The 25,902-nt window shown below is 35.6% G+C and carries 18 protein-coding genes; all 18 read left to right on the top strand.

Annotated elements, in window-relative coordinates; all coding sequences use genetic code 11:
* Positions 1-113: 113 nt before the first annotated feature.
* The 18 genes from BUA97_RS11405 (at position 114) to BUA97_RS11490 (ending at position 25,777) form a co-directional block, all read left to right on the top strand.
* The gene (locus BUA97_RS11405) at positions 114-6,137 is read left to right on the top strand and encodes a choice-of-anchor D domain-containing protein (protein WP_072998092.1); all 6,024 of its coding nucleotides are present in this window, start codon (positions 114-116) and stop codon (positions 6,135-6,137) included.
* 91 nt (positions 6,138-6,228) lie between these two features.
* Positions 6,229-6,552 (top strand): hypothetical protein, encoded by a 324-nt coding sequence (locus BUA97_RS11410; RefSeq protein ID WP_072998094.1) that lies wholly within the window; start codon positions 6,229-6,231, stop codon positions 6,550-6,552.
* A gap of 49 nt (positions 6,553-6,601) precedes the next feature.
* Complete coding sequence (locus BUA97_RS11415; protein WP_072998096.1) at positions 6,602-7,207, top strand: sugar transferase; 606 nt, start codon at positions 6,602-6,604, stop codon at positions 7,205-7,207.
* The gene (locus tag BUA97_RS11420) at positions 7,200-7,823 is read left to right on the top strand and encodes an acetyltransferase (protein ID WP_072998098.1); all 624 of its coding nucleotides are present in this window, start codon (positions 7,200-7,202) and stop codon (positions 7,821-7,823) included. The genes BUA97_RS11415 and BUA97_RS11420 overlap by 8 nt, the downstream gene beginning before the upstream one ends.
* Positions 7,824-7,900: 77 nt before the next feature.
* Positions 7,901-9,031 carry an aminotransferase class I/II-fold pyridoxal phosphate-dependent enzyme gene (locus tag BUA97_RS11425; protein ID WP_072998100.1) on the top strand — a complete coding sequence of 377 codons (1,131 nt, stop codon included), beginning with the start codon at positions 7,901-7,903 and terminating at the stop codon, positions 9,029-9,031.
* 17 nt (positions 9,032-9,048) lie between these two features.
* Positions 9,049-10,980: a polysaccharide biosynthesis protein gene (locus BUA97_RS11430; protein WP_072998103.1), complete on the top strand. Its 1,932-nt coding sequence runs from the start codon at positions 9,049-9,051 to the stop codon at positions 10,978-10,980.
* Between the two features lie 41 nt (positions 10,981-11,021).
* Positions 11,022-11,825, top strand: a complete 804-nt coding sequence (locus BUA97_RS11435) for a polysaccharide biosynthesis/export family protein (RefSeq protein ID WP_072998105.1) — start codon at positions 11,022-11,024, stop codon at positions 11,823-11,825.
* A gap of 25 nt (positions 11,826-11,850) precedes the next feature.
* Entirely contained in the window at positions 11,851-14,169 is a 2,319-nt protein-coding gene (locus BUA97_RS11440) for a GumC family protein (RefSeq protein WP_072998107.1), read from the top strand.
* A 9-nt stretch (positions 14,170-14,178) separates the two neighbouring features.
* Positions 14,179-16,545 carry a GumC family protein gene (locus BUA97_RS11445; protein WP_072998118.1) on the top strand — a complete coding sequence of 789 codons (2,367 nt, stop codon included), beginning with the start codon at positions 14,179-14,181 and terminating at the stop codon, positions 16,543-16,545.
* A gap of 27 nt (positions 16,546-16,572) precedes the next feature.
* Positions 16,573-18,057, top strand: a complete 1,485-nt coding sequence (locus tag BUA97_RS11450) for a lipopolysaccharide biosynthesis protein (protein ID WP_072998120.1) — start codon at positions 16,573-16,575, stop codon at positions 18,055-18,057.
* A gap of 110 nt (positions 18,058-18,167) precedes the next feature.
* A complete protein-coding gene (locus BUA97_RS11455; protein WP_175546198.1) occupies positions 18,168-18,746 on the top strand; it encodes a CatB-related O-acetyltransferase in 579 nt (192 codons plus the stop codon).
* The gene (locus BUA97_RS11460; RefSeq protein WP_072998122.1) at positions 18,746-19,369 is read left to right on the top strand and encodes an acyltransferase; all 624 of its coding nucleotides are present in this window, start codon (positions 18,746-18,748) and stop codon (positions 19,367-19,369) included. Before BUA97_RS11455 ends, BUA97_RS11460 begins: the two co-directional genes overlap by 1 nt.
* Positions 19,366-20,505, top strand: coding sequence for an NAD-dependent epimerase/dehydratase family protein (locus BUA97_RS11465; RefSeq protein ID WP_072998124.1), 1,140 nt, complete (start codon positions 19,366-19,368; stop codon positions 20,503-20,505). The genes BUA97_RS11460 and BUA97_RS11465 overlap by 4 nt, the downstream gene beginning before the upstream one ends.
* A complete protein-coding gene (locus tag BUA97_RS11470; protein ID WP_072998126.1) occupies positions 20,502-21,401 on the top strand; it encodes a glycosyltransferase family 2 protein in 900 nt (299 codons plus the stop codon). The genes BUA97_RS11465 and BUA97_RS11470 overlap by 4 nt, the downstream gene beginning before the upstream one ends.
* A 20-nt stretch (positions 21,402-21,421) precedes the next feature.
* Positions 21,422-22,645, top strand: a complete 1,224-nt coding sequence (locus BUA97_RS11475) for an EpsG family protein (protein ID WP_084081315.1) — start codon at positions 21,422-21,424, stop codon at positions 22,643-22,645.
* Between the two features lie 19 nt (positions 22,646-22,664).
* Positions 22,665-23,807, top strand: coding sequence for a glycosyltransferase family 4 protein (locus BUA97_RS11480; RefSeq protein WP_072998129.1), 1,143 nt, complete (start codon positions 22,665-22,667; stop codon positions 23,805-23,807).
* A gap of 115 nt (positions 23,808-23,922) precedes the next feature.
* Entirely contained in the window at positions 23,923-24,735 is an 813-nt protein-coding gene (locus BUA97_RS11485) for a glycosyltransferase family 2 protein (protein ID WP_072998131.1), read from the top strand.
* Positions 24,736-24,748: 13 nt separating this feature from the next.
* Positions 24,749-25,777: a glycosyltransferase gene (locus tag BUA97_RS11490; protein WP_072998133.1), complete on the top strand. Its 1,029-nt coding sequence runs from the start codon at positions 24,749-24,751 to the stop codon at positions 25,775-25,777.
* Positions 25,778-25,902 lie beyond the last annotated feature (125 nt).

Here is a 25,902-nt window from a genome sequence, read left to right on the forward strand (position 1 = left end):
TTATCAACGTATAATTTTATATTATAACAATTGTTAGTGAATTATTTTTCGGTAAAACACGGATAGATTGCTGTGTTTTATTGTTGTTTATTGAAATTAAATAAAAACATAATATGGAAAAAAATTTATTAGACGGCCAGTTCCTGGTTCGTTTTGTGAAGCGGTATCTGTTCTTAGCTGTTTTGTTTTTAAGCAGTAATTTTTGGAGTCAGATCCTTTGGAGTTCGACAAATGGTTCTGCTTATAGAACTGCAGGAAACTGGACTGGTGGGGCTGTGCCAACATCATCTCAAATTGCGCAGTTTGCGGTTAATCCTACTCCTGCAACATTTATAGGAATTAATATCAACTCGGCGCAACAAGTAGGAGCGATTGAAGTTACAAACGCCAGAAGCATACCTTTGCAAATTGGTAATAGCGGAAACAGTAATTCTTCTGGGTTATTACAATTTAACGGTGCTGCAGTTAATTCTGTTTCAAATGTAATTATTAGAAATAATAGCTCACAATTATTAACATTTCAGGATTTGGTATCAGGCGCTACAGGAAGTAAATTGGGCTTGGTACTTTCCAATGCAACTTCAAATATAATTAATATTGATGGCGCAGGCGGGGTAACAATCAGCTCAATAATATCCGGAACCGGAAAACTTGAAAAGTCAGGCTCAGGTTCAGGAATTTTAATTCTTTCAGGTGCTAATACTTATTCCGGAGGGACAACAATAACCTCAGGAACTTTACAATTAGGAGCTGTAAATGCGCTTCCTGTAGGTAATCCCGGAAATGGACTGGTGTTAAATGGGGGGACACTTAAAACTGGAGCAACCTCTGGTTTCAGTAGTGGAACCAGCAGCACTAATAACATAGGCACACTTAACTTAAGTTCGAATTCAACTATTACCTTAGGTACCGGTAACCATAGCTTATATTTTGCTGCCAGTAATGCAGTTTCATGGTCTGGATCTGCGTTAACAATAACAGGCTGGACAGGATCAGCAGGAGCCACGGGAACAGCTGGGAAAATTTTTGTAGGCTCTAATGCTTCAGGATTAACGGGTGCGCAGCTTGCCAAAATTACTTTTTCTGGTTATACGGCAGGCGCAGCATTACTTTCTACCGGTGAACTTGTCCCGACATCAACAGTATCACCAACAGTCACCACAGCTACCGTAACTGGCATTACGAATGCTGCTGCATCAGGTGGAGGTGATGTTACCGCAGATGGCGGTGCAGCAATTACGGCAAGGGGTGTAGCTTTTGGAACAGCTGCCAACCCTACAACTGGAACAACGGAAACCGGAACCACGGGCGTTTTTACCTCTTCTATATCTGGTCTGGCGGTTAATACACGTTACTATTATCGTGCTTATGCTACTAATTCTGCAGGAACTTCCTATGGTACAGAAAATAATTTTTATACTTTGGCAAATGCTCCTTCTGCTCCTGGTGTGGGTTCACCAACGGAAACAAGCTTAACGGTTTCTATTGGCAGCGGAGACGGAAATCCTTCTATTACAGAATATGCGATACAGACAGGTTCGCAATTTGTACAGGCAGACGGGACTTTAGGAGCTACTGCAATATGGCAGACTTCAAGTGTCTGGGGTTCAAAAATTGTAACAGGTTTATCTTCATCTACGAATTACATTTTTCATGTAAAAGCCAGAAACGGAAGTTTAGTGGAAACTTCTTATGGTGCTACAGGTGATTCTACTACCTTGGTTAATCAGAATATAGATTGGGGAAATATTCAGTTTCCGACAACGGTAAGTATAATGGAAGGCGCAACAGTAGATGTCTATACGCAGGCATTTAAAAATGGTCTCACAGAATCTGCAGGCCAGGCTCCCGGTCTGTCTGCATGGATAGGGTATAGCTCATCCAACTCTAATCCTAACGGAACAGGATGGACTTGGATACCGTCAACATTCAACAGTCAGTCAGGGAATAATGATGAATTTAAAACGACATTTGGAGCAGGCCTTATTCCTGGAAGTTATTATTATGCATCCAGATTTCAGATAGGGTCAGGAAGTTATAGCTATGGTGGTACCGGTGGTCTCTGGAACAATGACAACGGTGTGCTTACAGTAGGATCTAATGTGGTGGATTTTGCCAATATTCAAAGTCCATCTACAGCTACAATTGTTCAGGGTGGTAATTTTAATGTTTATACTAAAGTTTATAAAACCGGGTATACAGAAACAGCAGGAGCAAACGCCAACTTATCGGGATGGATAGGTTATTCTGCAACCAACGCTGCCACAATAAGTGATTTCGCAAATGCTTCCTGGACGTGGATCCCCGCAACGTTTAATGTACAAGTCTTAAATGATGATGAATATGTAGCCAATATTGGAATGTCACTTCCTGCAGGAGTCTTTTATTATGTATCAAGATATAAAGTTAATGGCAGTACAGAATATAAATATGGTGGTATTAACAATAATTTTTGGAACACAGCTGCAAATAGCGGTGTTTTGACGGTTCAGACTCCAAAGGAGATTAACATAAAACAAAGTTCGGCCAATATTGCAACCAATGGCACTTATACATTTGCAAGTCAAGCAGCAGGAACAAGCTCATCTGCAATTACATTTACCGTAGAAAATACAGGACAGGAAAGCTTATCAGTGGGTGCTTTAAGTATTAGTGGCGCTAATGCAAATGAATTTTCAATTACTCAGGTTTCGGGAAGTCTTCCTCAAAGTGTAACCGGAGGTGGTACTACAACGTTTACGGTAACATTCTCGCCTACAATAGCTGGATCTAAGGTAGCACAATTGTCTTTAGTAAATGATGATGCAAATGAAAATCCCTATGTAATTAATCTCTCAGCAGTTGCTGGACCTTCAAATGATAATTGTTCCTTTCCAGCTTCAATTACGGTTAATGCTACAGCTGCTGCAGGAACTTTGGTGGCGTCGTCACCACAGTCAGGTTTTTCGGAAAATGATGTTTGGTATACTTTTACGCCAAGTTGTACAGGTCAGCTGGCTCTGACTCTGAATGGTTTTACAGGTGCCGATCTGGGATTTTCTGTTTTCGCAAATTCTTGTCCTGCATCTAACACTGGTGCAATAGTTAATCAAGATAGTGGCTCAACCGGAGGTGCAGAAACTAATACGTTTTCATATACAGGAGGAACGACTTATTATGTAAGAGTTTGGAAATTTGGCGGGGCAGATACAATATTCAATTTCAGAATCACTTCTCCAGCTCTTGGAACGCCAACAAATATTACAGCTAATCCAACCACTTTCTGCGAAGGTGCTACGGTAATTTTTACGGCTACAGCAGTAACTAATGCAACAAGTTATGTATGGACTGTGCCGTCGGGCTGGACAATTAATTCTACTTCTTCCAATACAATGACGGCGACTGTTGGATCTGCTGCAGGTGCTGTAACAGCTAAGGCAATTAATTGTTACGGAGAGGGGATTCAGAAATCCCAGAGTTTTACACCTGGTGTTATCCCTGCTATACCAGGGAACATCACTGGAAATGTAACTGTATGTCAGGGAGCAAGTAATACCTATTCTGTAACTGCAGTTTCTGGAGCTACAAGTTATACATGGATCATGCCTTCTGGCTGGACCGGTACATCTACAACCAATTCTATAACACTAGCTGCAGGTGGACTTTCAGGAACAATCTCTGTAACTGCTAATAATACCTGCGGATCCAGTGCGGCTCAGACATTGTCTGTAACTGTGACGCCAGCACCAGTAGCAATAGCAGGTGCAGATATTACAGCAACGACTTTCACTGCCAATTGGGTCTCGGTTGGGGCTACAGGTTATGAATTGGATGTGAGTACAAGCCCGACTTTTGGAACTTATGGTTCAACCTCAGTTTCTGAAAGTTTCTTTAATGCTAATTTTAATACCGGTTATTATACCAGTGCTACAGATGTGGTATTAGGTACAGGTACTTGGAATATGTATCAGGTTCTAAAAACAACAAGCAACTACAATACATCGTCGACCGAGCCGGCAGGAGTACAAATGAGAGCAGGTCAAGGGATCATTATAACACCGGCAATAGATTATATTTCATCTATAACATTCATTGCCAGAAGAACTGGAACTACGGCTAATAAAATCAATGTTTATAAAATTGTAAATGGGACTGAAACCTTATTGCAGCAGTTAGATGATAATTCAAGTTTTACAACTTATAATGTTCCGGTTAATGAAACCAACACGGCCGTTAGGATAAAAATTGCTTCTGCTAGTAATACTATTTATTTAGATGATGTAACTATAAACAGTAATATAAGCATTCCGTCATTTGTTACGGGATATAATGCATTGCCTGTATCTGGAAACTCTCAGATAGTGTCTGGTCTGTCTCCAAATACAACTTATTATTATAGGGTAAGAGCAGTTTCTGGATCATGTCATACTTCCAACTCCAATATAATTACTGTTACGACAAATAATACGGTTATCTGGACTAATAATATATGGACCAACAATACCGGACCAACTTCTATTTTAGATGCAATTGTTAGGGATACTTACTCAACGTCCATCAAAGGAAGCTTCAATGCGAAAGATCTTACGGTGGAAAATACAGGTAAAGTAATTATAGGTTCAGGAGATTATGTAAAAGTAGAAGGGGTTCTTACGATCGATAACAATATTACAAAGGATAACTTTGTGATATCGAGTGGTGGTAATTTATTGCAAACAAGTAATGCCGCTAATAATGCGAACGGAATTATACAGGCACAGCGATTTGTAACTTCTATGAATAATGATCCTAATACTGCTGTGGATTATGTATATTGGAGTGCGCCGGTAAACGGTCAGAGAACGAATACGGAAGGTTCGGAAATTGGCTTCTCACCAGGAACACCTGCCAACAGATTCTTTGAATATAATGAGCTGAAGGATACCTTCAAGGCAACGGCGGATTCATATTTTGTAGCTGGAAAAGGTTATGCTGTGAGAGCAGAAACAGGTACCAATCCTGAGACAGGTTCAAACTTTATAGATGGTTACGATAAAACCTATAACTTCCGAGGAGTGCCGAATAATGGAGATATTAGCATTAATTTAACCCGCTCCAATATAAACGGCACTGTAGGTTTAGGATTTAATCTTATTGGTAATCCTTATCCTTCTAATATAGATTTTAGAGAACTATATGCTGCAAACACTAATGTCATATATAATACGGCTTATTTCTGGACTAATAATGTTTTCCAGAAAATGCAACAAGGATCAGGTTATGGTCAGAATAACTATGCAGTTTTCAATGGCTCAGGGGGTAATTCTGCCACAAAAGCTGCTGATGGCACAGGGGATACAACGATTCCTGATGGTTTGGTAAGCGTAGGGCAGGGATTTATAGTCCAGGCTAAAAATCAAGGAGGTTCAGCTTTGAATTTTAAGAACAGCTATTCTGCTGGTCATGACTTAAGATTGGCGACCAATTCCCATTTCTTCCAAAAACAAACGTCGGGTACAAAAAATCGTTTCTGGATCAAGCTTATATCACCTGCGAACCTGATCAATACACAGCTGATAGCCTATGTCCCTGGGGCAACAAACGCTTTTGAACAAGATTATGATGCGGAAACTCTATCCACAAGCTCAGATGTTTTTTATTCGGTATTAGGAAGCAGACAGTTGCTGATCCAGGGACGTGCGGAAATTTTCACTATAAATGATCTGGTTCCGTTAGGTGCTAATTTTTATCAGAATGGAACATACAGCATTGGACTGGATAAAACTGAAGGTATCTTCGGGAGCCAGCAAAAGATCTATCTAAAAGATAAGCTGCTCGGAAAAATAATAGATTTGACACAAGGCGGTTACAGTTTTCAGGCAAGCAAAGGATTGGATAATACCAGATTCGAAATTGTTTACAAGGATGAAGGTGTTTTAGAAGCTAATGATTTGTCCAAATCAGATTTTACAGTTTATAAAGATGCTGATTATTTTGTTGTAACGTCTTCCGAAAAACTTGGTAGAGTAGAATTATATGATGCAGGTGGAAGATTGATTATTTCCAGAACTTTCAATGATAAGGTCGCCCGAATAAACGGTAGTTCGTTAGTTTCCGGCGTATATATTATAAAAGTGGATAACGCCGGAAAAACTAAAACAAAAAAGTTAATAAAATAGAATATTGATAAAAAACTATTATTAATATTATTTAATATTAATAATTTTTTAGAAATTTATTATTTTTTTATATATTTACACCCTGAAAAATATGCTTAGTTTTAAACCAGCGATGAAAAGATATCTAACCCTATTATACATAAGCCTAAGTGCTATGTGTTTTGCTCAATATCAGAACAATGTATTTGAAAAAGATCAGGCGAAAAATGATCAGCAAAGTACAGTATCTGGAAATGATAATACGTTTGATAGTCAGCAATCTGCAAAAGGTGTTCCAGATGGAGGAGAACAAGAGGAAGGACCCGGTAACCCAGGGGATCCGGTTCCTATTAATAGACTTGTTCCCGTACTATTGCTAAGTGGGGTGGTATTGGTAATTTATTATCAAAGAAACAACAGTAAAATTAATGTTTAAATAAAAACACAAATCCGAAATCTTAAAATTTCGGATTTGTTTTGTCGATATGTATAAAATTTTTTTTAAGCCTTTTTTTGATTTCATATTTTCATTTTTACTTCTTTTGATACTATCGCCGGTATTTGTTGTGATTATCATTTTATTATATTTTTTTAATCAGAAGAATGTTTTTTTTCTTCAGAGTCGCCCTGGGAAAAATGATAAGGTCTTTCGGATTATCAAATTCAAGACCATGACTGATGAGAGAGATGGAGATGGTGTGCTTCTGCCAGATGAGATCCGACTGACAAAAATGGGCAAATTTGTAAGAAAGACATCATTGGACGAATTGCCACAGCTGCTGAATGTTTTGAAAGGCGATATGAGTTTCATTGGTCCGCGCCCGTTATTGGTTAGCTATCTTGAATTATATAACGCCGAACAGAAAAGAAGACATCATATAAAACCGGGCATTACCGGCTGGGCACAAGTGAACGGACGAAATGCAATCACATGGCAGCAAAAATTTATTTTTGATGTTTACTATGTGGATAACATAAGTTTTTTAATGGATGTTAAAATTGTTCTGCTGACGATAAAAAAAGTGCTTAAATCTGAAGGTATCAATACGGCTGGAAAGGCAACAACAGAAAGTTTTAAAGGGAATGAATAAGGAGGTTTGTATTTTAGGAGCAGGTGGCCATGCTAAGGTAGTTATTGAGATTGCGGAACTCTCGGGGTACGAAATAAAACAGGTTTTTGACCAAGATGCTGATGTTGAAAAAATATTACAGTATTCTGTTTCCAATGATTTGGTGTCTCTTTCGCATATGGATAATGTATTCTATGCGCTTGGCAATAATCAAAGCAGGAAAAATAATTCTATTAAATATAATTCTGCCGGTTTTAATCTGATTCACCCATCTGCTATTCTTTCTAGAAATATTTTTTTTGGTAAGGGAAATGCAGTGATGGCAGGTGTCGTGATTAACTCATCTGTCAGAATCGGAAACCATTGCATCATTAATACAGCTGCGTGTATTGACCATGATTGTGAGATTGGGGATTTTGCTCATATCTCGCCTAATGTGGCTCTGGCAGGAAACGTAAGGGTGCTGGAGGGTGCTCAGGTTGGCATTGGAGCTTCTGTAAAACAAAATATAACCATCGGAAGGTGGTCGGTGGTGGGAGCAGGCGCAGTAGTGGTAAAAGATATACCAGACCATTGTATTGCTGTTGGAAATCCTGCAAGAATTATAAAAAATAATTCTAATAATAGTTTTAATTAAAATATGTTAAATTATAGTAACTTTGCACAAGAATCAATTTATAATAAACTATTAATCATCTATATTATTTTATCTGAATGAAATCTAAAATATGGCTTTCTTCTCCACATATGGGTGGTGGAGAATTAAAATATGTTCAGGAAGCATTTGACCAGAATTGGGTTGCACCATTGGGTAAAAATGTTGATGAATTTGAAGTGTCGATCCAGAATTACATTGGCGAAGATAAACTTGTTGCAGCATTAAGCTCAGGAACAGCTGCGCTACATTTAGCATTGATACAGCTGGGCGTTGGTCCTGGCGATGAGGTTATATGCCAGTCATTCACATTTTCTGCATCTGCAAATCCAATTAAATATCTTGGAGCGACTCCTGTCTTTGTAGATTCTGACAAAAAAAACTGGAATATGTCTCCCGCATATCTGGAAGAAGCTATACAGGACCGAATCAAAAATAATAAGAAACCAAAAGCTGTAATTGTTGTTCATCTTTATGGCATGCCAGCTATGATGGACGAGCTTGGTGCTATTTGTGAAAAATATGAAATACCTTTGGTAGAGGATAGTGCGGAGGCATTAGGCTCTACTTATAAGGACAGGAAATGTGGAACGTTTGGTGAATTTGCTATTTTGTCTTTCAACGGCAACAAGATTATCACAACTTCGGGAGGAGGAGCTTTGGTAATATCTACAAAGGAACAAAAGGATAAAACGATTTTTCTCTCAACGCAGGCAAGAGACAATGCGCCACATTACCAGCACTCCGAGATTGGTTACAACTACAGACTGAGCAATATCTCTGCAGGAATTGGGAGAGGACAAATGGAGGTTTTGGATAACAGGGTTCAGAAAAGACGGGAAATTAATGTTTTTTATAAAGAACTATTTTCAAATATCGAAGCCGTAGATGTTTTTTCAGAAACTGATTCTGATTTCTTTTCCAACCATTGGCTGACAAGCATCACCCTGAATGGTTCTTCGAAAAAAACAAATCATGATTTAATGTCTGCTTTCGCAGAACAGAATATAGAAACGCGTCCACTTTGGAAGCCGATGCATCTACAGCCAGTTTTTAAAGATTGTCCGTACTACGGAGAAACTGTATCTGAAGATTTATTCGGTGCCGGATTATGCCTTCCTTCGGGATCTAATTTAACAAATGATGATAAAAACAGACTATATGATGTTATAAGCAATTACGAATTTTAAATAACTAACCAAAAAAAATGGATAAGTTCAGAAATCTTAAAAGATTTTCACTTAACGACAATGTATTGGATCTTGTAGACCTCAAATTTTTACCAAGATGGGTCATATTAGTTATTGACATACTGATCATCATTGCATCACTTTTTGTTTCTCATTTACTGATACTGGGTCTGGATGTGAAACACTATAAAGTTTTTCCTTTGTTCTATGTCTTTATATTTCTCGTGACAACCAATGTTTTGTTCATGTACATATTCAAGACATATCTGGGCGTTATCAGACATTCCACCTTTGTTGATCTTTTTAAAATTTTTCTTGCGAATCTTTGCAGCATTGTAACTATATTATTTATTAATTATTCTTTTTATCTTGCTTCTGATCAAAAGCTGATACTGATTCCGTTTTTAGGCTTTTACTTTGCAATTTCATGTCTGTTTTTATTTGTATTCAGGCTTTGTGTCAAAGGTGTTTTTAATATCATCAAAGAAAATAAACGCAGCTCCAGCAGGAAAAAAATATATATATTGGGTGATGACGACACCTCTGTTGCCATTGCACAGGTAATCCTTTCTAATCCGAATTTACCTTTTGATATTCAGGGTTTTATATCTTATCATGATAAGAGACTTAGTATTAAACTGTTGGATAAAAGAATAGTATCTAAACAAACTTTTATCAGTAATCTGGCAAAAGGAATCAAGGAGGTTGAAGGTGTTCTGGTTATTAAGGAAGCATTGTTAAAAGAAGAACTTGATTTTTGGGTTAATCTGTTTTTGGAGTATAACCTTAAAATCTACAAGGCCCCATCGATGCAAAAACTGCGCAATAATGATATTATCAACAATATAAAGACTATCCAGATAGAAGATCTCCTTAACAGAAAACAGATCAAACTGGATAATATGGAGGTGAAGAAAAGACACTTTCAGAAAACGATTCTGGTTACCGGCGGGGCAGGTTCTATTGGAGGAGAAATTGTGAAGCAGGTCGCACTTCTGGAGCCGCTGCAAATTGTCATTCTTGATCAGTCTGAAACCCCGCTTTATGATTCCGAATTGGAAATGCGGGAGTTGTATCCTCACATTAATTTTAAATTTGTCCTTGCTGATATTTCTAATCTAAGCCGTCTAGAACCCTTATTCAAGAAATATAATTTCTCGATGGTTTATCACGCTGCGGCCTACAAACATGTTCCGCTTGTAGAAGATAATCCGCATGAAGCTGTTCTTGTTAATGTATTAGGTACAAAAAATCTGGCACTTTTATCCAGCAAATATAGTGTGAACCGATTCGTGATGGTTTCAACTGACAAAGCCGTCAACCCTACGAATGTAATGGGTGCATCAAAGCGTGTTGCAGAATTATTTGTCCAGTCATTACAGAATCTGGAAGGTAATACTACCAAATTTATCACCACAAGGTTTGGTAATGTGCTTGGATCCAACGGATCTGTGATTCCTCATTTCAGAAAACAGATAGAAAAAGGTGGCCCTGTTACTATAACACATCCTGATATTGTGCGGTATTTCATGACGATAGCAGAGGCTTGTGAGCTGGTTTTGCATGCCGGAACAATGGGAGTTGGCGGTGAGATATATGTTTTTGATATGGGTGATCCTGTGAGAATTCTGGAACTTGCAAAACGAATGATAAAACTTTCCGGCTTCGAACCGGAACTTGATATAAAGATTATTTATACAGGTTTGAGACCTGGTGAAAAATTATATGAGGAACTTTTGAGTGATGATACCAAGACACTTCCTACATCACACGAAAAAATAATGATTTCGAAAGACCCGTCTATGCCTTTTTCAGAAATAGATGAGATGACGGACGTCGTGATCGATTATTCCAAAAGAGAAGAGAAGCAAGAAATTGTGAAAGTTCTAAAATGCATAGTAAAAGAATTTAAAAGCAATAATTCTATCTACGAATCGTTAGATAAATAAGAATTCCTATATTTGCAAACCTTCAGTTAAGAATTATATTTATGAGAAGAGCTTTATCCATAGTTTTTATGGCTTCATTATTTTGTATTATATTTTCATGTAAAGTAAAAGAGGATATCGATTACATGAAGAATATAGAACAAACAGCAATTCAAACGTCTATACAGACTTCTAATTTTACAATTCAGCCCGGCGACCAATTGGTAATAACTGTATCGGCAAAGGATAATGATGTTGTAAAGCCCTTCAACCAAAATTATTCCTCGGGAGAAGTATCTCAGTTTTCTCTTTCAAGCAGCAACCTTCCTATGCAGGCACAATCTTCTGTATCGGGACCCACTTATCTGGTGGATTCAAAAGGAGATATCCTTTTTCCGATCATCGGGAAACTTAATACAAACGGCAAAACAATAGAGCAGCTGAGAGACGAAGTCAAGGAAAGATTAAAACAATATGTTAAAGATCCGGGTGTTATCATTAGAAACACTAATTTCAAAGTAACTGTTCTTGGAGAAGTTAGTAGACCAGGGACTTATGTGATTCCGGATGGTCAGTCGATGACTGTTTTAGGTGTTCTTGGTATGGCGGGTGACCTTACTATATACGGACAGAGAAAAAATGTTTTGGTAATCAGAAATGTTGATGGTAATACTACAAAACGGTATATAGATCTTACAAATGCAGAATTGATAAATTCTCCTTTTTATTATATAAAACAGAATGATGTCATTTATGTTTCTCCTAATAATACTAAGAAAAATTCGTCGGCATTTGGACCTCAGGCAGGGATATTCATATCCATTGCTTCGGTTGTAGTAGGTCTCTTGGCACTTCTTTTCAGATAGTGATTTTTCTGTGATTTTATTTTAAATGGAAAAAGCAAGCAATCAACAGGTTATTGATATTCTGTCTCTCGTTAAGCCTTACCTGTTAAAATGGTATTGGTTCATAATAAGCATAGTCTGTTGTCTGCTTATCGGTATCCTGTATATAAAAACTTCTATTCCTGTCTATAATATAAAAAGTTCAGTCCTTATAAAAGATACGAAAAAATCTCTGGGAGGTGTTTCTGAATTTGGTATGCTGGAGGGCCTTTCGGGATTCGGTGGTATGAGCACTAATAGTATCGAGAATGAACTTGAAGTTTTCAAAACTAAAAAACTTTCGCGGGATGTTGTTTCTATAAACAATTTACAAACTGCAATATTCTCTTTATCTGGATTGAGAAAAGTGGAACTTTTCGGGGATACTTCTCCTTTTAAAATTCTCATTATCAATGAGAAAAAAAATAAAAAATTCCCGAAGAAAAGTTTTGTTATTAACACTATAAATAGTAAAACTATACTGGAGTCTGAGGAATTTGGTATCAAAAAAAATGTGCAGTTTGGAAGATCCATCAGTCTTCCTTTTGCAAATATTATCATTGAAAAAAATAAAAATTTTGATAACGAGAAAGCTGGCGAAATAGGAACAAGCTTCGAAGTCTATTTTTCCACATTAGAATCTGCAACTTCAGCAATTAATAACATGCTGCAAATTGACCTTGCCGATAAAGATGCAACGGTTATTGATATTTCCATGAACTATCCTCAGACGGATAAAGCAAAGCTTATAATAAGAAGCCTGATCGATGCCTATAATAAAGACGCTATTCTTGACAAGAATTCTGAGTCACAAAAAACAAAAGAATTCATAGAAGAAAGGATCAACAAGATATCGAAAGAACTTGGAATTGTAGAATCCGAAAAAGAACAGTTTAAAACAGCAAACAAGATCACGGATATCCTTACAGAAACCAGGGTTAATCTCGAACTCTCTTCGGAAGCCAAAAAAAAACAGCTTGAGCTGACTTCCCAGTTGGATCTTACCAACGATCTTATCGCTTATGTCAGAAAACAAAGTGATTTTCAGGTTTTGCCAAGCAATATCGGACTTGATAATTCTGAATCTAATAATGTTATCGGGGCTTATAACAAGATGATCATGGAAAGAGACAGGTTATTGGAAAATGCCACTTCACAAAACCCACTTGTGGTCGAAGTGACCCAGAAGATCAATTCTTTGAAAAAATCTTTGCAAGAGTCTCTTTTGAAAAATAAAACAGGTCTGCAGCTTGCCTTGGACGAGTATCAGGGTGAGCAGAATAAAATCGATTCCAGAATTACAAAAGTACCTTTGCAGGAAAAGCTTTTCAGAAGCCTTGAAAGGCAACAGCAGATCAAGGAAAATCTCTATCTGGTATTACTTCAGAAACGGGAAGAAACTGCAATATCACTGGCAGTTGTCGCACCAAAGGCAAGAATTGTAGAACCTCCGGTGATAGGAGATAAACCGGTTTCTCCCAAAAAAATGATTATTTTATTAGGATGTTTGGTAATTGGAGCTTTGGTGCCTTTTGTCTTCATCTATTTAAAACAATTTCTAAATAATAAAATAATTGATAAAAATGATCTGAAAACACTGTCTTCTATACCCGTATTGGCAGAGATACCTTCTATTAAGAAAAATATTGACCATTTGGTCAAGCAAAATGACTTTTCCCAGCTGGCAGAATCGTTCAGGATTCTCATTACAAATATGGGATTTATGCTGGATAGTGGCTTGAAGTCTAAGGTTATTTATGTAACTTCCTCCATAAAAGGAGAAGGTAAAACTTTTGTATCGATGAATCTGGCACTGACATTGTCCAATTTCAGTAAGATTGTTATAATAGGAGCTGATATAAGAAATCCGCAGCTTCAACGATATCAGAATCGTAAGAAATCGGAAATCGGCCTGTCTGAGTTTTTATATGATTCCAGTATACAACCGCAGGATGTGATATTTAAAAATCCTGTAAGTGATGCTTCTGATATAATTTATTCTGGCAATATTCCGCCTAATCCTACAGAGTTGTTGAAAAATGGAAGATTGGGAGTTTTACTGGATTTTCTTAAGACTGAATATGAATATATCATCATAGATACTGCACCTTTGCTTTTGGTGACAGACACACTGACAATTTCAAACTATGCAGATTTGAAGTTGTATGTAACAAGATCCAACTATACTGGGAAATCGCTTATCGAATTTGCTAATGAACTGGTGGATACTGGAAAGTTAGATAATGTGGCTTTTGTTCTCAATGATGTTGAGAATCAAAACTTCGGTTATGGTAATAAATATGGCTATGGCTATAATAATAAATAAGGTTTTTAAATGGATAACGTAAAGAACAAAGAAGAAGAATTTAATTTAAGAGAACTTATAAAACCATATTTAAAGAAATGGTATTGGTTTGTTATTAGTGTTTTTTTGACGCTTGTTTTAGCTGTACTTTATATAAAATTCACTACGCCTGTATATAATATAAAATCATCGGTTTTAATAAAAGATGCAAAAAAAATGTCCTCTGCTTCCGGAGATTTTGGAGTATTGGCAGGTCTGGGAGGTTTTGCAGGTATGGGAACCAACAGTATCGAAAATGAACTGGAGATATTCAAGTCCAAGAAATTGATTGAAGATGTTGTTGATAACCTGAAGCTGCAGATCAGCATTTTTTCTAAAGAAGAATTTCATGATGTAGAGCTATATAAGGATACAAATCCGTTCAATGTCATTTTAATAAACGAAAAACTTTACGAAGAGCTCCCAAAGAAGCCTGTGACGATCGCAATAAAAAATGACAGGATTACACTTTCTTCTGATGAATGGGAAGAAGATATTGTCACAACTTTTAATAAAACCATAAGTCTTCCTTATGCCAATATTATAATTACAAAGAATCCTAAATTCAATCCTAAGAAAGTAAAGAAAATGGATCTGAAGGATTTTTACTTTACTTTTTCTACAATGGATAACATTGTGGAAAGTTACCAGAGAGCTATTGATGTAGATCTGGCCGATAAGGATGCAACTATCATAAGCTTATCCATGATGTATCCGAATAAGGAAAAAGCTATAGATATTCTTGATGATATTGTAAGAATATATAATGAGTATGCTATTGTTGATAAAAATACGGAATCTAAAAAAACAAAAGATTTTATTGACGAAAGGATCGTGCTCATTTCAAAAGAATTAGGACAGGTAGAAACAGAAAAAGAAGAATTCAAAAAAACCAACGATATTGTCGACATCCAGTCAGAAGCTAGGCTGAATCTGCAGATCTCCACGGACGCTGAGAGACAGATATTACAATTAAATACACAGATAGAGTTAGCAAATATGCTGCTGAATTATCTGAATGATCCCAGAAACAGATATACTGTCCTGCCTACAAATATCGGTTTTGATCCCACTGCAGCAACTGCTGCAACATCCGGAATCAATTTATATAATGCAGCAATTATTGAAAGAAACCGTTTGCTGGAGAATGCAACTCCGGAAAACCCTCTCGTGATAGAAAACGGACAGAAGCTGGAGGCCATCAGATCTTCTCTCAGAGAAAGTTTGCTTAGAAGTAAAAATGCTTTCGAGGTCACTAAAAGTTCTGTTACCGGAGAGAAAAGCAATAGGGATTTTAAAATCAATAAAGTTCCTACACAGGAAAAATTATTCAGAAATATAGAAAGACAGCAACAGATAAAAGAAAGCCTTTATTTGCTTTTATTGCAAAAAAGAGAAGAAGCTGCAATATCTATGGCTATCACCGGAAGCAAGGCCAGAGTCGTAGACAATGCCTATGCGCTGAAGAAACCTGTTTCCCCAAAAAAAATGATTTCTGTTTTAGGTGCATTAGTTGCCGGTCTTCTAGTACCTTTTGCATTTATATATATTAAAGAGTTACTGAATAATAAAATTATAACTAAACACGATCTGGATAGTTTGATGGATTCTGCTGTTCTTGCAGAAATCCCGAGAGTTGCCAAAAACGATGGTCATCTTATCATGCAGAATGACGTTTCGCCTTTGGCAGAATCGTTCAGGATACTGGTAACAAATGTCAGATTCATGCTGGGGAAAAAAGATGCGGCGAAAGTTATCTTTGTGACATCTACTATTAAAGGAGAGGGTAAGACTTTTGTTTCCGTCAATCTTTCTTTGGCTATAGCCAATTCTCAGAATAAAGTATTGGTCATAGGATCTGATATCAGAAATCCACAACTTCAGAGGTACAATCCTGCTATGAAGAATGCGAAAGGATTAACGGAATATCTGTATGGCGAGATAAATGATGTTAAATCGATTATTTTCCCAAGCGAGATCAATCCAAACTGCGACTTTATCTATTCAGGAAGTATCCCTCCTAATCCTGCAGATTTGTTACAGAATGGTAGATACCATAAGCTTCTGGATGCTGTTAAGAACGATTACGATTACGTCATTCTTGACACAGCTCCGCTGATGCTGGTTACGGATTCTTTCCTTATTTCGGAAGTGGCAGATGTGACCATCTATGTGACAAGATCAGAAACTACAGAAAAAAGCTTCATCGACTTTGCGAATAAAAATATTGCTGCAAATAAAATTAAAAATGTAGGTTTTGTTCTGAATGATATCCATAAGACTAATTTTGGTTACGGAAACAAGTATGGTTACGGCTACCAGGCGGAGGAAAAAAAATGGTGGCAATTTTTCAGCTAGAGTTAATTCCTAACTACAAAAAAACAAATGAGTCGTTCTTCCAATAAACTTACTATTAATGCTTTGTCAGCCGTTGTACAGGTTGTGTTTACTGCTTTGCTGTATTTCTTTCTGTACAGATATCTGTTAGCTAGTATCGGCGTAAAGCAGTTGGGAGTATGGTCATTGATATTATCTTTTTCATCGATTGCAAACCTGGCCAATATGGGACTCACGTCCGGGCTTGTAAAGTTTGTTGCAGAATACCTGACCGAAGATGATAAAAGCAAACTTGGCAAATTGATTTTTACATCAATAGTATCCATGTCCTTTTTGTTTGTAGTTTTAAGTTTAATAATTATTTCTGGGGCACAGTTCTTTCTTGGCTTAGTAGTTGATGAAAAATTTCTAAATATTGCTTTAGAAATTCTTCCTTACTCTTTGGGATCATTGTGTGTAAATGCAATAGGCGGCGTATTTACATCAGTATTGGAAGGACACCAGAAAAATTATATCAGAAATTTTATATACGTAGCATCAAACATTGTAATGTATGTTGGGACTATTTTATTAACGCCCGTATATCATCTCAAAGGTGTTGCAATTGCTCAGCTCTCACAATCCATTTTTATTTTTATAGTTGCAATGATTTTTACTGTGAAAATTAATCCTGATAATAGGATACGCTATTGGAAATGGAGTTCGGACTCATTTAAAGAACTATTCAATTACGGTTATAAATTTCAGTTAGTATCTATATGCCAGATGCTTTATGAGCCTGCTACAAAATTACTTTTGAGTAAGTATGGCGGATTGGCATTTCTTGGCCATTATGAGATGGCGACAAAAGTGGTTAGCCAGTTCCGGGCTTTACTTACAAATGCTAATCAGGTCGTAGTGCCGGTAGTTGCAGAAAAAGCGAAAGTGCAAGAAGATTCCTATCTGCAGGCTTTTTATATAAAGATGAACCGTATTCTTCTTCTCTTTAATTTACCATTATCAACATCATTAATAATAATGGCTCCCCTCATTTCTTTTATATGGTTGGGCGAAGTTAATTTTAATTTTGTTTTTTCCCTGTTTATTTTGGGTATAGCTACTTTTATTAATATTATGTGTGGTCCTGCCTACTTCAGCTCACTAGGACAAGGAAGGCTGAATATTTTAGTTGTTGTACATATAGGTATGGCTATCATAAATATAATTTTAGGAATAGCTTTGGGAATCTATGCCGGAGGATATGGAATTGTAATTGCTTGGGCAACTGCGCTTTCCGCAGGATCATTATTTTTGATTTTCAATTATAACAGGACATTAAAAATAGGTCTTTATAATATCTTTCAGAAAGAAGAACTTAAGTTATTAGTGATAAGCATAATGATCATTGTAATTAATTTTTTATCATACCAGTTTATTTCTTCAGACCGGTTTTTACTCAAAGTAACTATAAGTGTGCTTTCATTTTTTTTATTTTTACCTTTGGTTTTGAAGAATCAAAATATTAAGCAGGTAATTTCATCACTAAAAAAGTAGAATGTATGTTTGATAGATCTTATTTACAAAATCCTTTGAGTGAATATCTGAAATGGGTGATCACTAAAATGAAGTACCAAAGGAAATACCAGTTTTTAAAAATAGGGTATATGTCTAAGTTATTTAATGCTGAATTTGGCAAATATAACTGGATCGGAAATAATGTGATTATGATTAATTCTTCAATAGGAGATTTTTCATATATTTCTGATGATTCTGTCATCAGTGAAACTATTATGGGAAAATTTTGTTCTATCGGGCCTAATGTTAGAACTGCACCTGGAAAACATCCAACACATACGATTGTGAGTACACATCCTGCTATTTATTCAAATCCTAGTTATTGTTTAAAGAATTTTCAAACAAAAGATTATCATAATCCCATAAGGAATGTCATAATAGGTAATGATGTCTGGATTTGTGCAAATTCAATCATAGCTGATGGTATAAAAGTGGGAGATGGAGCTATAGTTGCTGCAAATTCTGTAGTGACAGCAGATGTGGAACCTTATACTATTGTTGGTGGTGTTCCTGCAAAATTTATTCGGAAAAGATTTAAAGATGAACAGATTGATATTCTAGAGCAATCTAAGTGGTGGGATAAAAAGATAGAATGGATAGATAATAATTCTGATATTTTTTTGAATATTGAAGATTATTATAACCATCATATTAAAAATAAAAAGTAATGTTATTAATATATAAACTGTTAAATTTTATTAATATAAAATGGTATAGATTAAAAGCGATTGCCTGGTATTATTTTCTTTTCAAAAAAATAGGAAAGTATTGTTTGATTTTAAAACCTACACTAATTACACCTGAGTCAATATCCTTAGGAAATAATGTTTTTATTGGCTGGAAAGCCAGAATTGAAGGGGTCAGGAAATATAATTTAAAAGAGTTCAGTCCAAGAATAATTCTTAATGACGGTGTATCTATTCAGCAAAATATACATCTTACGTGTGCAGAACTGATTGAAATTGGCAAAAATACGGCGATTGCGGCTAACGTAACAATTACAGATATTCATCACCCTTATGATGATATAAATATTCCGATAGAGCAACAAGATATAAAAACTAAACCTGTTTTTATAGGAGAAAATTGCAAAATTTATAATAACTCTGTTATCATGCAAGGAACTTTTCTTGGCAGACATTGTACAGTCGGTGCTAATAGTGTGGTTTCCGGTAAATTTGATGATTATTGTGTTATTGCGGGTTCCCCTGCAGTAGTTTTAAAAAGATACTCCTTCGAAAAACAAGCTTGGCTAAAGACGGATCCAAAAGGAAACTTTATTGAACTATGAAAAAAAATATACTGATTACAGGCGGAGCTGGTTTTATAGGCTCAAATATCGCTTTAAAACTTATAGCAAAAGGCCTTAATGTTACTGTTCTCGATAATCTTTCGCCACAGATACATGGAGAAAATCCGGAAATAACATCTCCGCTTTACAAAAGTATTCTAGGCAAGGTTAAATTTATAAATGGTTCGGTAACGTCAAAAGAAGACTGGCTGAAAGCTATTGAAGGACAGGATGCTGTCATTCATCTTGCTGCGGAAACAGGAACGGGGCAATCAATGTATGAGATACAGAAGTATATAGACGTTAATATCGGCGGAACTGGGATCATGCTTGATATCTTAGCCAATACTCCTCATCAGGTTAAAAAAGTAGTAGTAGCTGCATCCAGGGCTATATATGGTGAAGGTAAATACAAATGTGAAATCCATGGTATTGTTTATCCGACAGAAAGACTGGATGTAAATATGGCAAAAGGTGACTTCCATTGCAAATGTCCGGTTTGCAGTCAGAATGTTGAAATACTTCCCACCACAGAAGATAGCAAAATACACCCTACATCCGTATATGGGATTACAAAACAAAATCAGGAACAACTGGTACTGACAGTTTGCAAATCTCTGGGCATAGCAGCAGTAGGGTACAGATATCAGAATGTTTATGGACCTGGGCAATCCTTATCAAACCCATATACAGGTATTTTATCAATTTTTTCTACCAGGATCAAAAATGGCAACCCTATTAATATCTTTGAAGATGGTAAAGAAACCCGGGATTTTGTTTTTATAGATGATGTTGCCGAAGCCACAATAGCCGGACTGGAAAAAGATGAAGCCAATGATCAGGTCTATAATGTGGGAACAGGTGTAGCAACCGATGTTATTACCGTTGCAGAAACATTATCAAGATTCTATGGAAAAGAAATTCCTATCCAGATATCCGGTAATTACAGATTAGGCGACATCAGGCATAACTTTGCGGACATTTCCAAGATCAAATCTGAACTTGGCTTCGAGCCAAAATGGAGTTTTGACCAGGGAATCGAAGCATTTACAAAATGGGTAAATAAGCAGGATATTCCTGAAGATAAATATGAATCCTCCATCGAAGAAATGAAAAAGAAAGGCTTGTACAAATGAGCAACAAAATAGGCATAGTTACAGTTTTATATAACAGCGAGTCTGTGCTCGAAGAATTTTTTGAGACACTGGATAAGCAGTCATACAAAAATTTTGTTTTATATGTGATAGACAACCGTTCTCCTGATGATTCTCTGACACTTAGTAAAAAATTGGCAGCAACATGCAGTTTTGAAACCGTAATTGTTGAAAACGACGGTAACTATGGCGTAGCAAAAGGCAATAACATAGGCATCCGGAAAGCTCTGGAAGATTGTTGTGATTTGATATTGTTATCAAATAATGATGTAGCGCTCGAAGAACATGCCATTGAAAGATTATTGTCTGGATTTGAAAAAAATAACGCAGACATGGCAGTTCCTAAAATCTATATCTACGGAACGAATAAGATATGGGCAGCAGGAGGCGATTATGTCAAGCGAAGCGGATTAACTTTACACATCGGTCAGGGTGAAGAAGATAAAGGTCAGTTTGATCTGGATAAGAAAGTAGAATATGCACCTACTTGTTTTATGCTGATGAAGAAAGAGCTTTTTGATGCAGTAGGTCTAATGGATGAAAACTATTTTGTTTATTATGATGATACCGATTTCGTCCACAGAGCTTTGAAAAAATACAAAACATTATGGTATATTTCAGGGTCTTCGATCCATCATAATGAATCGACTTCTACAGGAAAAATGAGTGATTTTTCTGTGAGGTTTTTATGGCGAAATCTAGTTTACTTCGCTTTGAAAAATTATAATCCTTTCTACGCTGCATTTGTAATTCTGTACAATTTTCTATATATCCTTATAGTATTGTTTTTCAGATATCCGATTAGCCAATGGAAAATAGCTTTAAAAGCTTACAAAGAAGGTTTTGAATTGTATATGAATAAAAAACCTGTACAGTAAATAATTAAAAATAAAAATTAATGGAGGCTACGTTCAGCTATGCATACTCTATACACTATGTGATTCTTTTTGTGATTCTTTTTCTTATGTTTTTATGGGAAAATAAGATTAGAAAGGGCAACGGAGACATCAAGGTGATCAGATACCTGTGTATGCTGATTTTCTTTGTTTTTTTCGGTTTCAGAGGCTATCTGGATACGGATTTTGTATTGTATTATCCGGGATATGAAGATGCTCCTACCATTTGGAATACAGAAGGGATTTCCAAGTTTTTTTCAGGCTTCAATGATGATTACATTTTAAAAATAGAACCGGGCTTCAAGGTATTCATGATTCTGGTTAAGAGTATTTCTGAAGAGTATTTTTGTCTCCAGATTGTCTCGGCATTGATTGATATTCTGTTTCTGAATTATTTTTTAAAGAAATATTCTCCTCAGTATGTTTTGGGCTATATCATGTTCCTGATATTCTCAGGATTGATTATAGAATTCAACCTGTTGAGAAACTCCAAGGCAATATTTTTATTCATGTACTCTCTACAGTTTATCAAGGAAAGAAATGCTTTGAAATATTATCTGTGTAATGGGCTTGGCTTGTTCTTACATTCCTCTGCTATTTTTTACTTTCCGCTTTATTTCTTTTTACATAAGAAAACGCCCACACCCATTGTTTGGGGGTTGTTTATCGTCGGCAATATATTATATCTGGGACAGATCAAATATATAACTCCAATGGTTACAGCGATAGGTAATTTATTAGGAGGGTCCTATTCCCTGATGGCGGAGGTTTATTCGGAAAGTGATCTTTACAGTAGCGGATATGGAATCACTATGGGATATCTTGAAAAAGTATTGACCTTCCTGTTGTTTTATGCATCTTACAAAAAAATTGCAGAATATATTAAAGATGATAAAATGCATAATATCTTTTTTAATTTGTTTTTAATATTCACTACAACTTATCTGTTCCTGTCAGAATATTCAGTACTGATTGATAGGATGACAACTTTGTTTGTGATGTCATATTGGATACTGTACCCTTATTATTATGTGATACTTCAAAAGATATTCAAAACAGTGTTCACTGTCATTTTGTTTCTGTTTGGGATATATAAAATGATCAATTCAAATAATAATATTCTGAGGAAATATGAAAATATACTTTGGGACAGTCCGACAGCAACCAAAGCTTTTTACATTATTAATAAGAATATTGATAAGGTTCTTAACCCCAAGAAAAAATAATAATCATTAGAAAATAGTAATGAAAATCGCTTTCTTATCTGCATTTGCTCTGGATGCAAATGTTTCTCTTATTAATGCGCTCAGGAAAAAAAGTGATGTATATTTCTTTGTAGAAGCACTATACGAGATCAGTAATTTTCTAGATAAGGATAAACTGGAGAAAACCATCACTCCGGGCACGGATGTGGAAGATCTGCAACGTTTCCGGGATTTTATTTCATTGGATAAAACTTATGTTATCAAAGGAACGCGCAATATCAATGTTCTTAAAAAGCTTTATATATCATATAAAATCAATCAGTATATAAAAAAAATCAACCCGGATGTAATTATTCTGGATAACTATATGCTGACTTATTTTATTTCAACTTTGTGCTATAGAAAGAAAATGCTGATGATTGTTCATGACCCTTTTCTTCATTCCGGAGAAAATATATTATTAGACAGATGTCTAAGGAATATTCACTTCAGACTAATCAAGCATAAAATTTTACTCAATGAAAATCAGAAGGAAGATTTCATAAATCATTATCATTTTCATCCGGAAAATATTCATACCTCATTTCTTAGTGTTTATGATTTTCTGAGATACCATCAGACTGATAAAGAAAACTCATCTTCTCGTTTTAATGTCCTGTTCTTCGGTAGAATTTCGCCTTACAAAGGGATTAAATTTTTATTAGATGCTTTCGTAGAGATTTTATCTTCTCATAAAAATTCTGATATGTCGCTCACTATTGCCGGTAGCGGGAACTTTGATTTTGACATCGAAGAATATAAAAACTACCCTGAAATTACTTTTCTCAATGACTACATCTATCCGGAAAATTTAGCCAATCTTATTAACCAGTCTTCTGTAGTGGTTTGTCCTTACACGGATGCTACACAAAGCGGTGTTGTAATGTCTGCTTTTGCTTTTAAAAAACCGGTAATTGCAACTAATGTGGGCGGCTTGCCAGAAATGGTGGAAGATGGTAAAACAGGAATTATAATCGAACCCAAAAATACCGAAGCTCTAGCTAATGCTCTGCTGACAGTTTACAAGGACAGAACCTTGCTGGAAAAAATGTCTGATAATATTCAGCATAGATACTTTCTTGGAGAGAAAAGCTGGGCTTTCTCTGCAGATCTGTTTTTAGATGCTTGTAAAAAAATAAGATAATTTAGGAAAATAACATAAATAAAATAAAAATTAGATTTTTATATATATTCTTATAGATAAATATCGACATAGGATATCTGTAGTTTTATTTATATTTGTTTTTTATTAAAACCTGATGCCTGAAGTTACTATTGCAATACCATTTTATAATGCTGAAGATTATTTGGAAATGGCTATTCGTTCCGTACTATCTCAAACTTTTGAAGATTTTATACTCTTGCTTATTGATGACGGCTCTACCGATTCATCCTTAATAATTGCAAAAAAATTTAGCACAGATAAAAGAGTCACAATTATTTCGGATGGTAAAAATATCAATTTAGGAAACCGGCTTAATGAAATTCCTTATCTTACGAGAACCCAATTTTTAGCAAGGATGGATGCTGATGATATCATGCATCCGATGAGAATAGAAAAGCAGATGGAGATATTAAAAAATAATCCCGAGATAGACGTATTAGGATGCAATGTCTATTCTATTGATGAAAACAATGATGTTGTAGGTCAAAGAATGGCCATTTCAAATAAAGACTTGATTGAAGTAAAAACCTTTACTCATCCAACCATAATTGCTAAAACCGAATGGTTTATAAACAATCCTTATGATGTGTTGGCTTTGCGGGTAGAAGATACGGAACTCTGGATGAGGACAAGAGACCAATATGTTTTTAAAGCCACAACAGAGCCATTGTTATTCTACAGAGAGATAGGAAATAAATATTACAAAAAATATTTTAAAGGTTTCCCGGGCATTTTTTATATACTAAGAAAGCATACTTTTTCTTTGAGGTATTTGCTGTTTTCATTAAAATATTTTATTTCCAGTTTTGTGTATTTTGCTTATAATTTAGTAGGTTTGGAGTATCTTCTTGTAAGAGGAAGAAATAAAGTGTTACTGAAGAAAAAAAATTATAGTTTTTACATATAATAATACGGTACAAATGAAAATTTTACATGTGATAACACGTTCCGATCTTGGTGGTGCACAATCAGTTGTCATAGCACTTGCGAACGCAATGTGTAAAGATCATGATGTTACAGTTGCCGCCGGAGAAAATGGCCCAATGTGGAACGCTTTGGATCCCCAGGTAAGACAGGAGAAAATACTGGACATTATAAGACCCGTTTCACTATTTAAAGATATGAAAGCCTCTTTCAGGCTTAGAAAATTATATCAGTCCATCAATCCGGACGTTATACACCTGCATTCTTCTAAAATAGGTATATTGGGAAGATTGGTTTTTCCTAAAAGTAAAACAATATATTCTGTCCATGGATTCGACTCTATCCGCCTTTCCTACAGGAAGTTTCTTCCTTTGGAAAAATTGTTGCAGAAGAGGTGCAGAACAATTGTTCTTGCAAGTGATTATGACAAACAAAATATGATTAAAGAAGGAATCACAGCCAATCTGCAAATTGTACATAATGGTGTGAAAACTCCTGAGACAGAAAATAATCTCAGGATCGAAGGACTGGAAAAATTTGAAAAAACAGTGATGTGCATTGCACGTATATCGCCACAGAAAAGATTTGGAAGTTATTTGAAAATTGCTGAAAGACTTCCTAAATACGCCTTTGTGTGGATTGGAGCAGAAAAAAAGTATGATAATCTGCCGGCAAATGTTTTTTGTTTGGAGGGGATGCCGAATGCGAAAAAGTACATCCAGCTTGCAGACGTTTTCGTTCTTCCATCTAATTATGAAGGTATTCCTATAGTTATTATTGACGCACTTAGCTATGGTAAGCCGATTGTGTCCTCTGATGTTGGAGGAATATCAGAAATTGTTTTGGATAATCAGAATGGTTATGTTGTCAAAAATGATGATGATATATTCGCAGAAAAAATTAAATATATACTGAATGATGCAGCAATCTACAAAAAGTTTTCTGATAATTCATTAGAAATTTTCTACAAAAACATGACTATTGAAAAGATGGTTGAAGGATATATGAAAATATACAAATTATGAATAAAGCGATTTATATTTCATAATTTATGTTAATTATAAAAAACATTGATGTTTTTTGAAAGAATATTTATATTTTATATATTTGCAACAGCTAGTAACTAAACTTAAGTGACAAGATGAGAAAT

The organism is Epilithonimonas mollis (genome assembly GCF_900142325.1).
In the GTDB taxonomy this organism is placed as follows: Bacteria; Bacteroidota; Bacteroidia; order Flavobacteriales; family Weeksellaceae; genus Epilithonimonas; species Epilithonimonas mollis.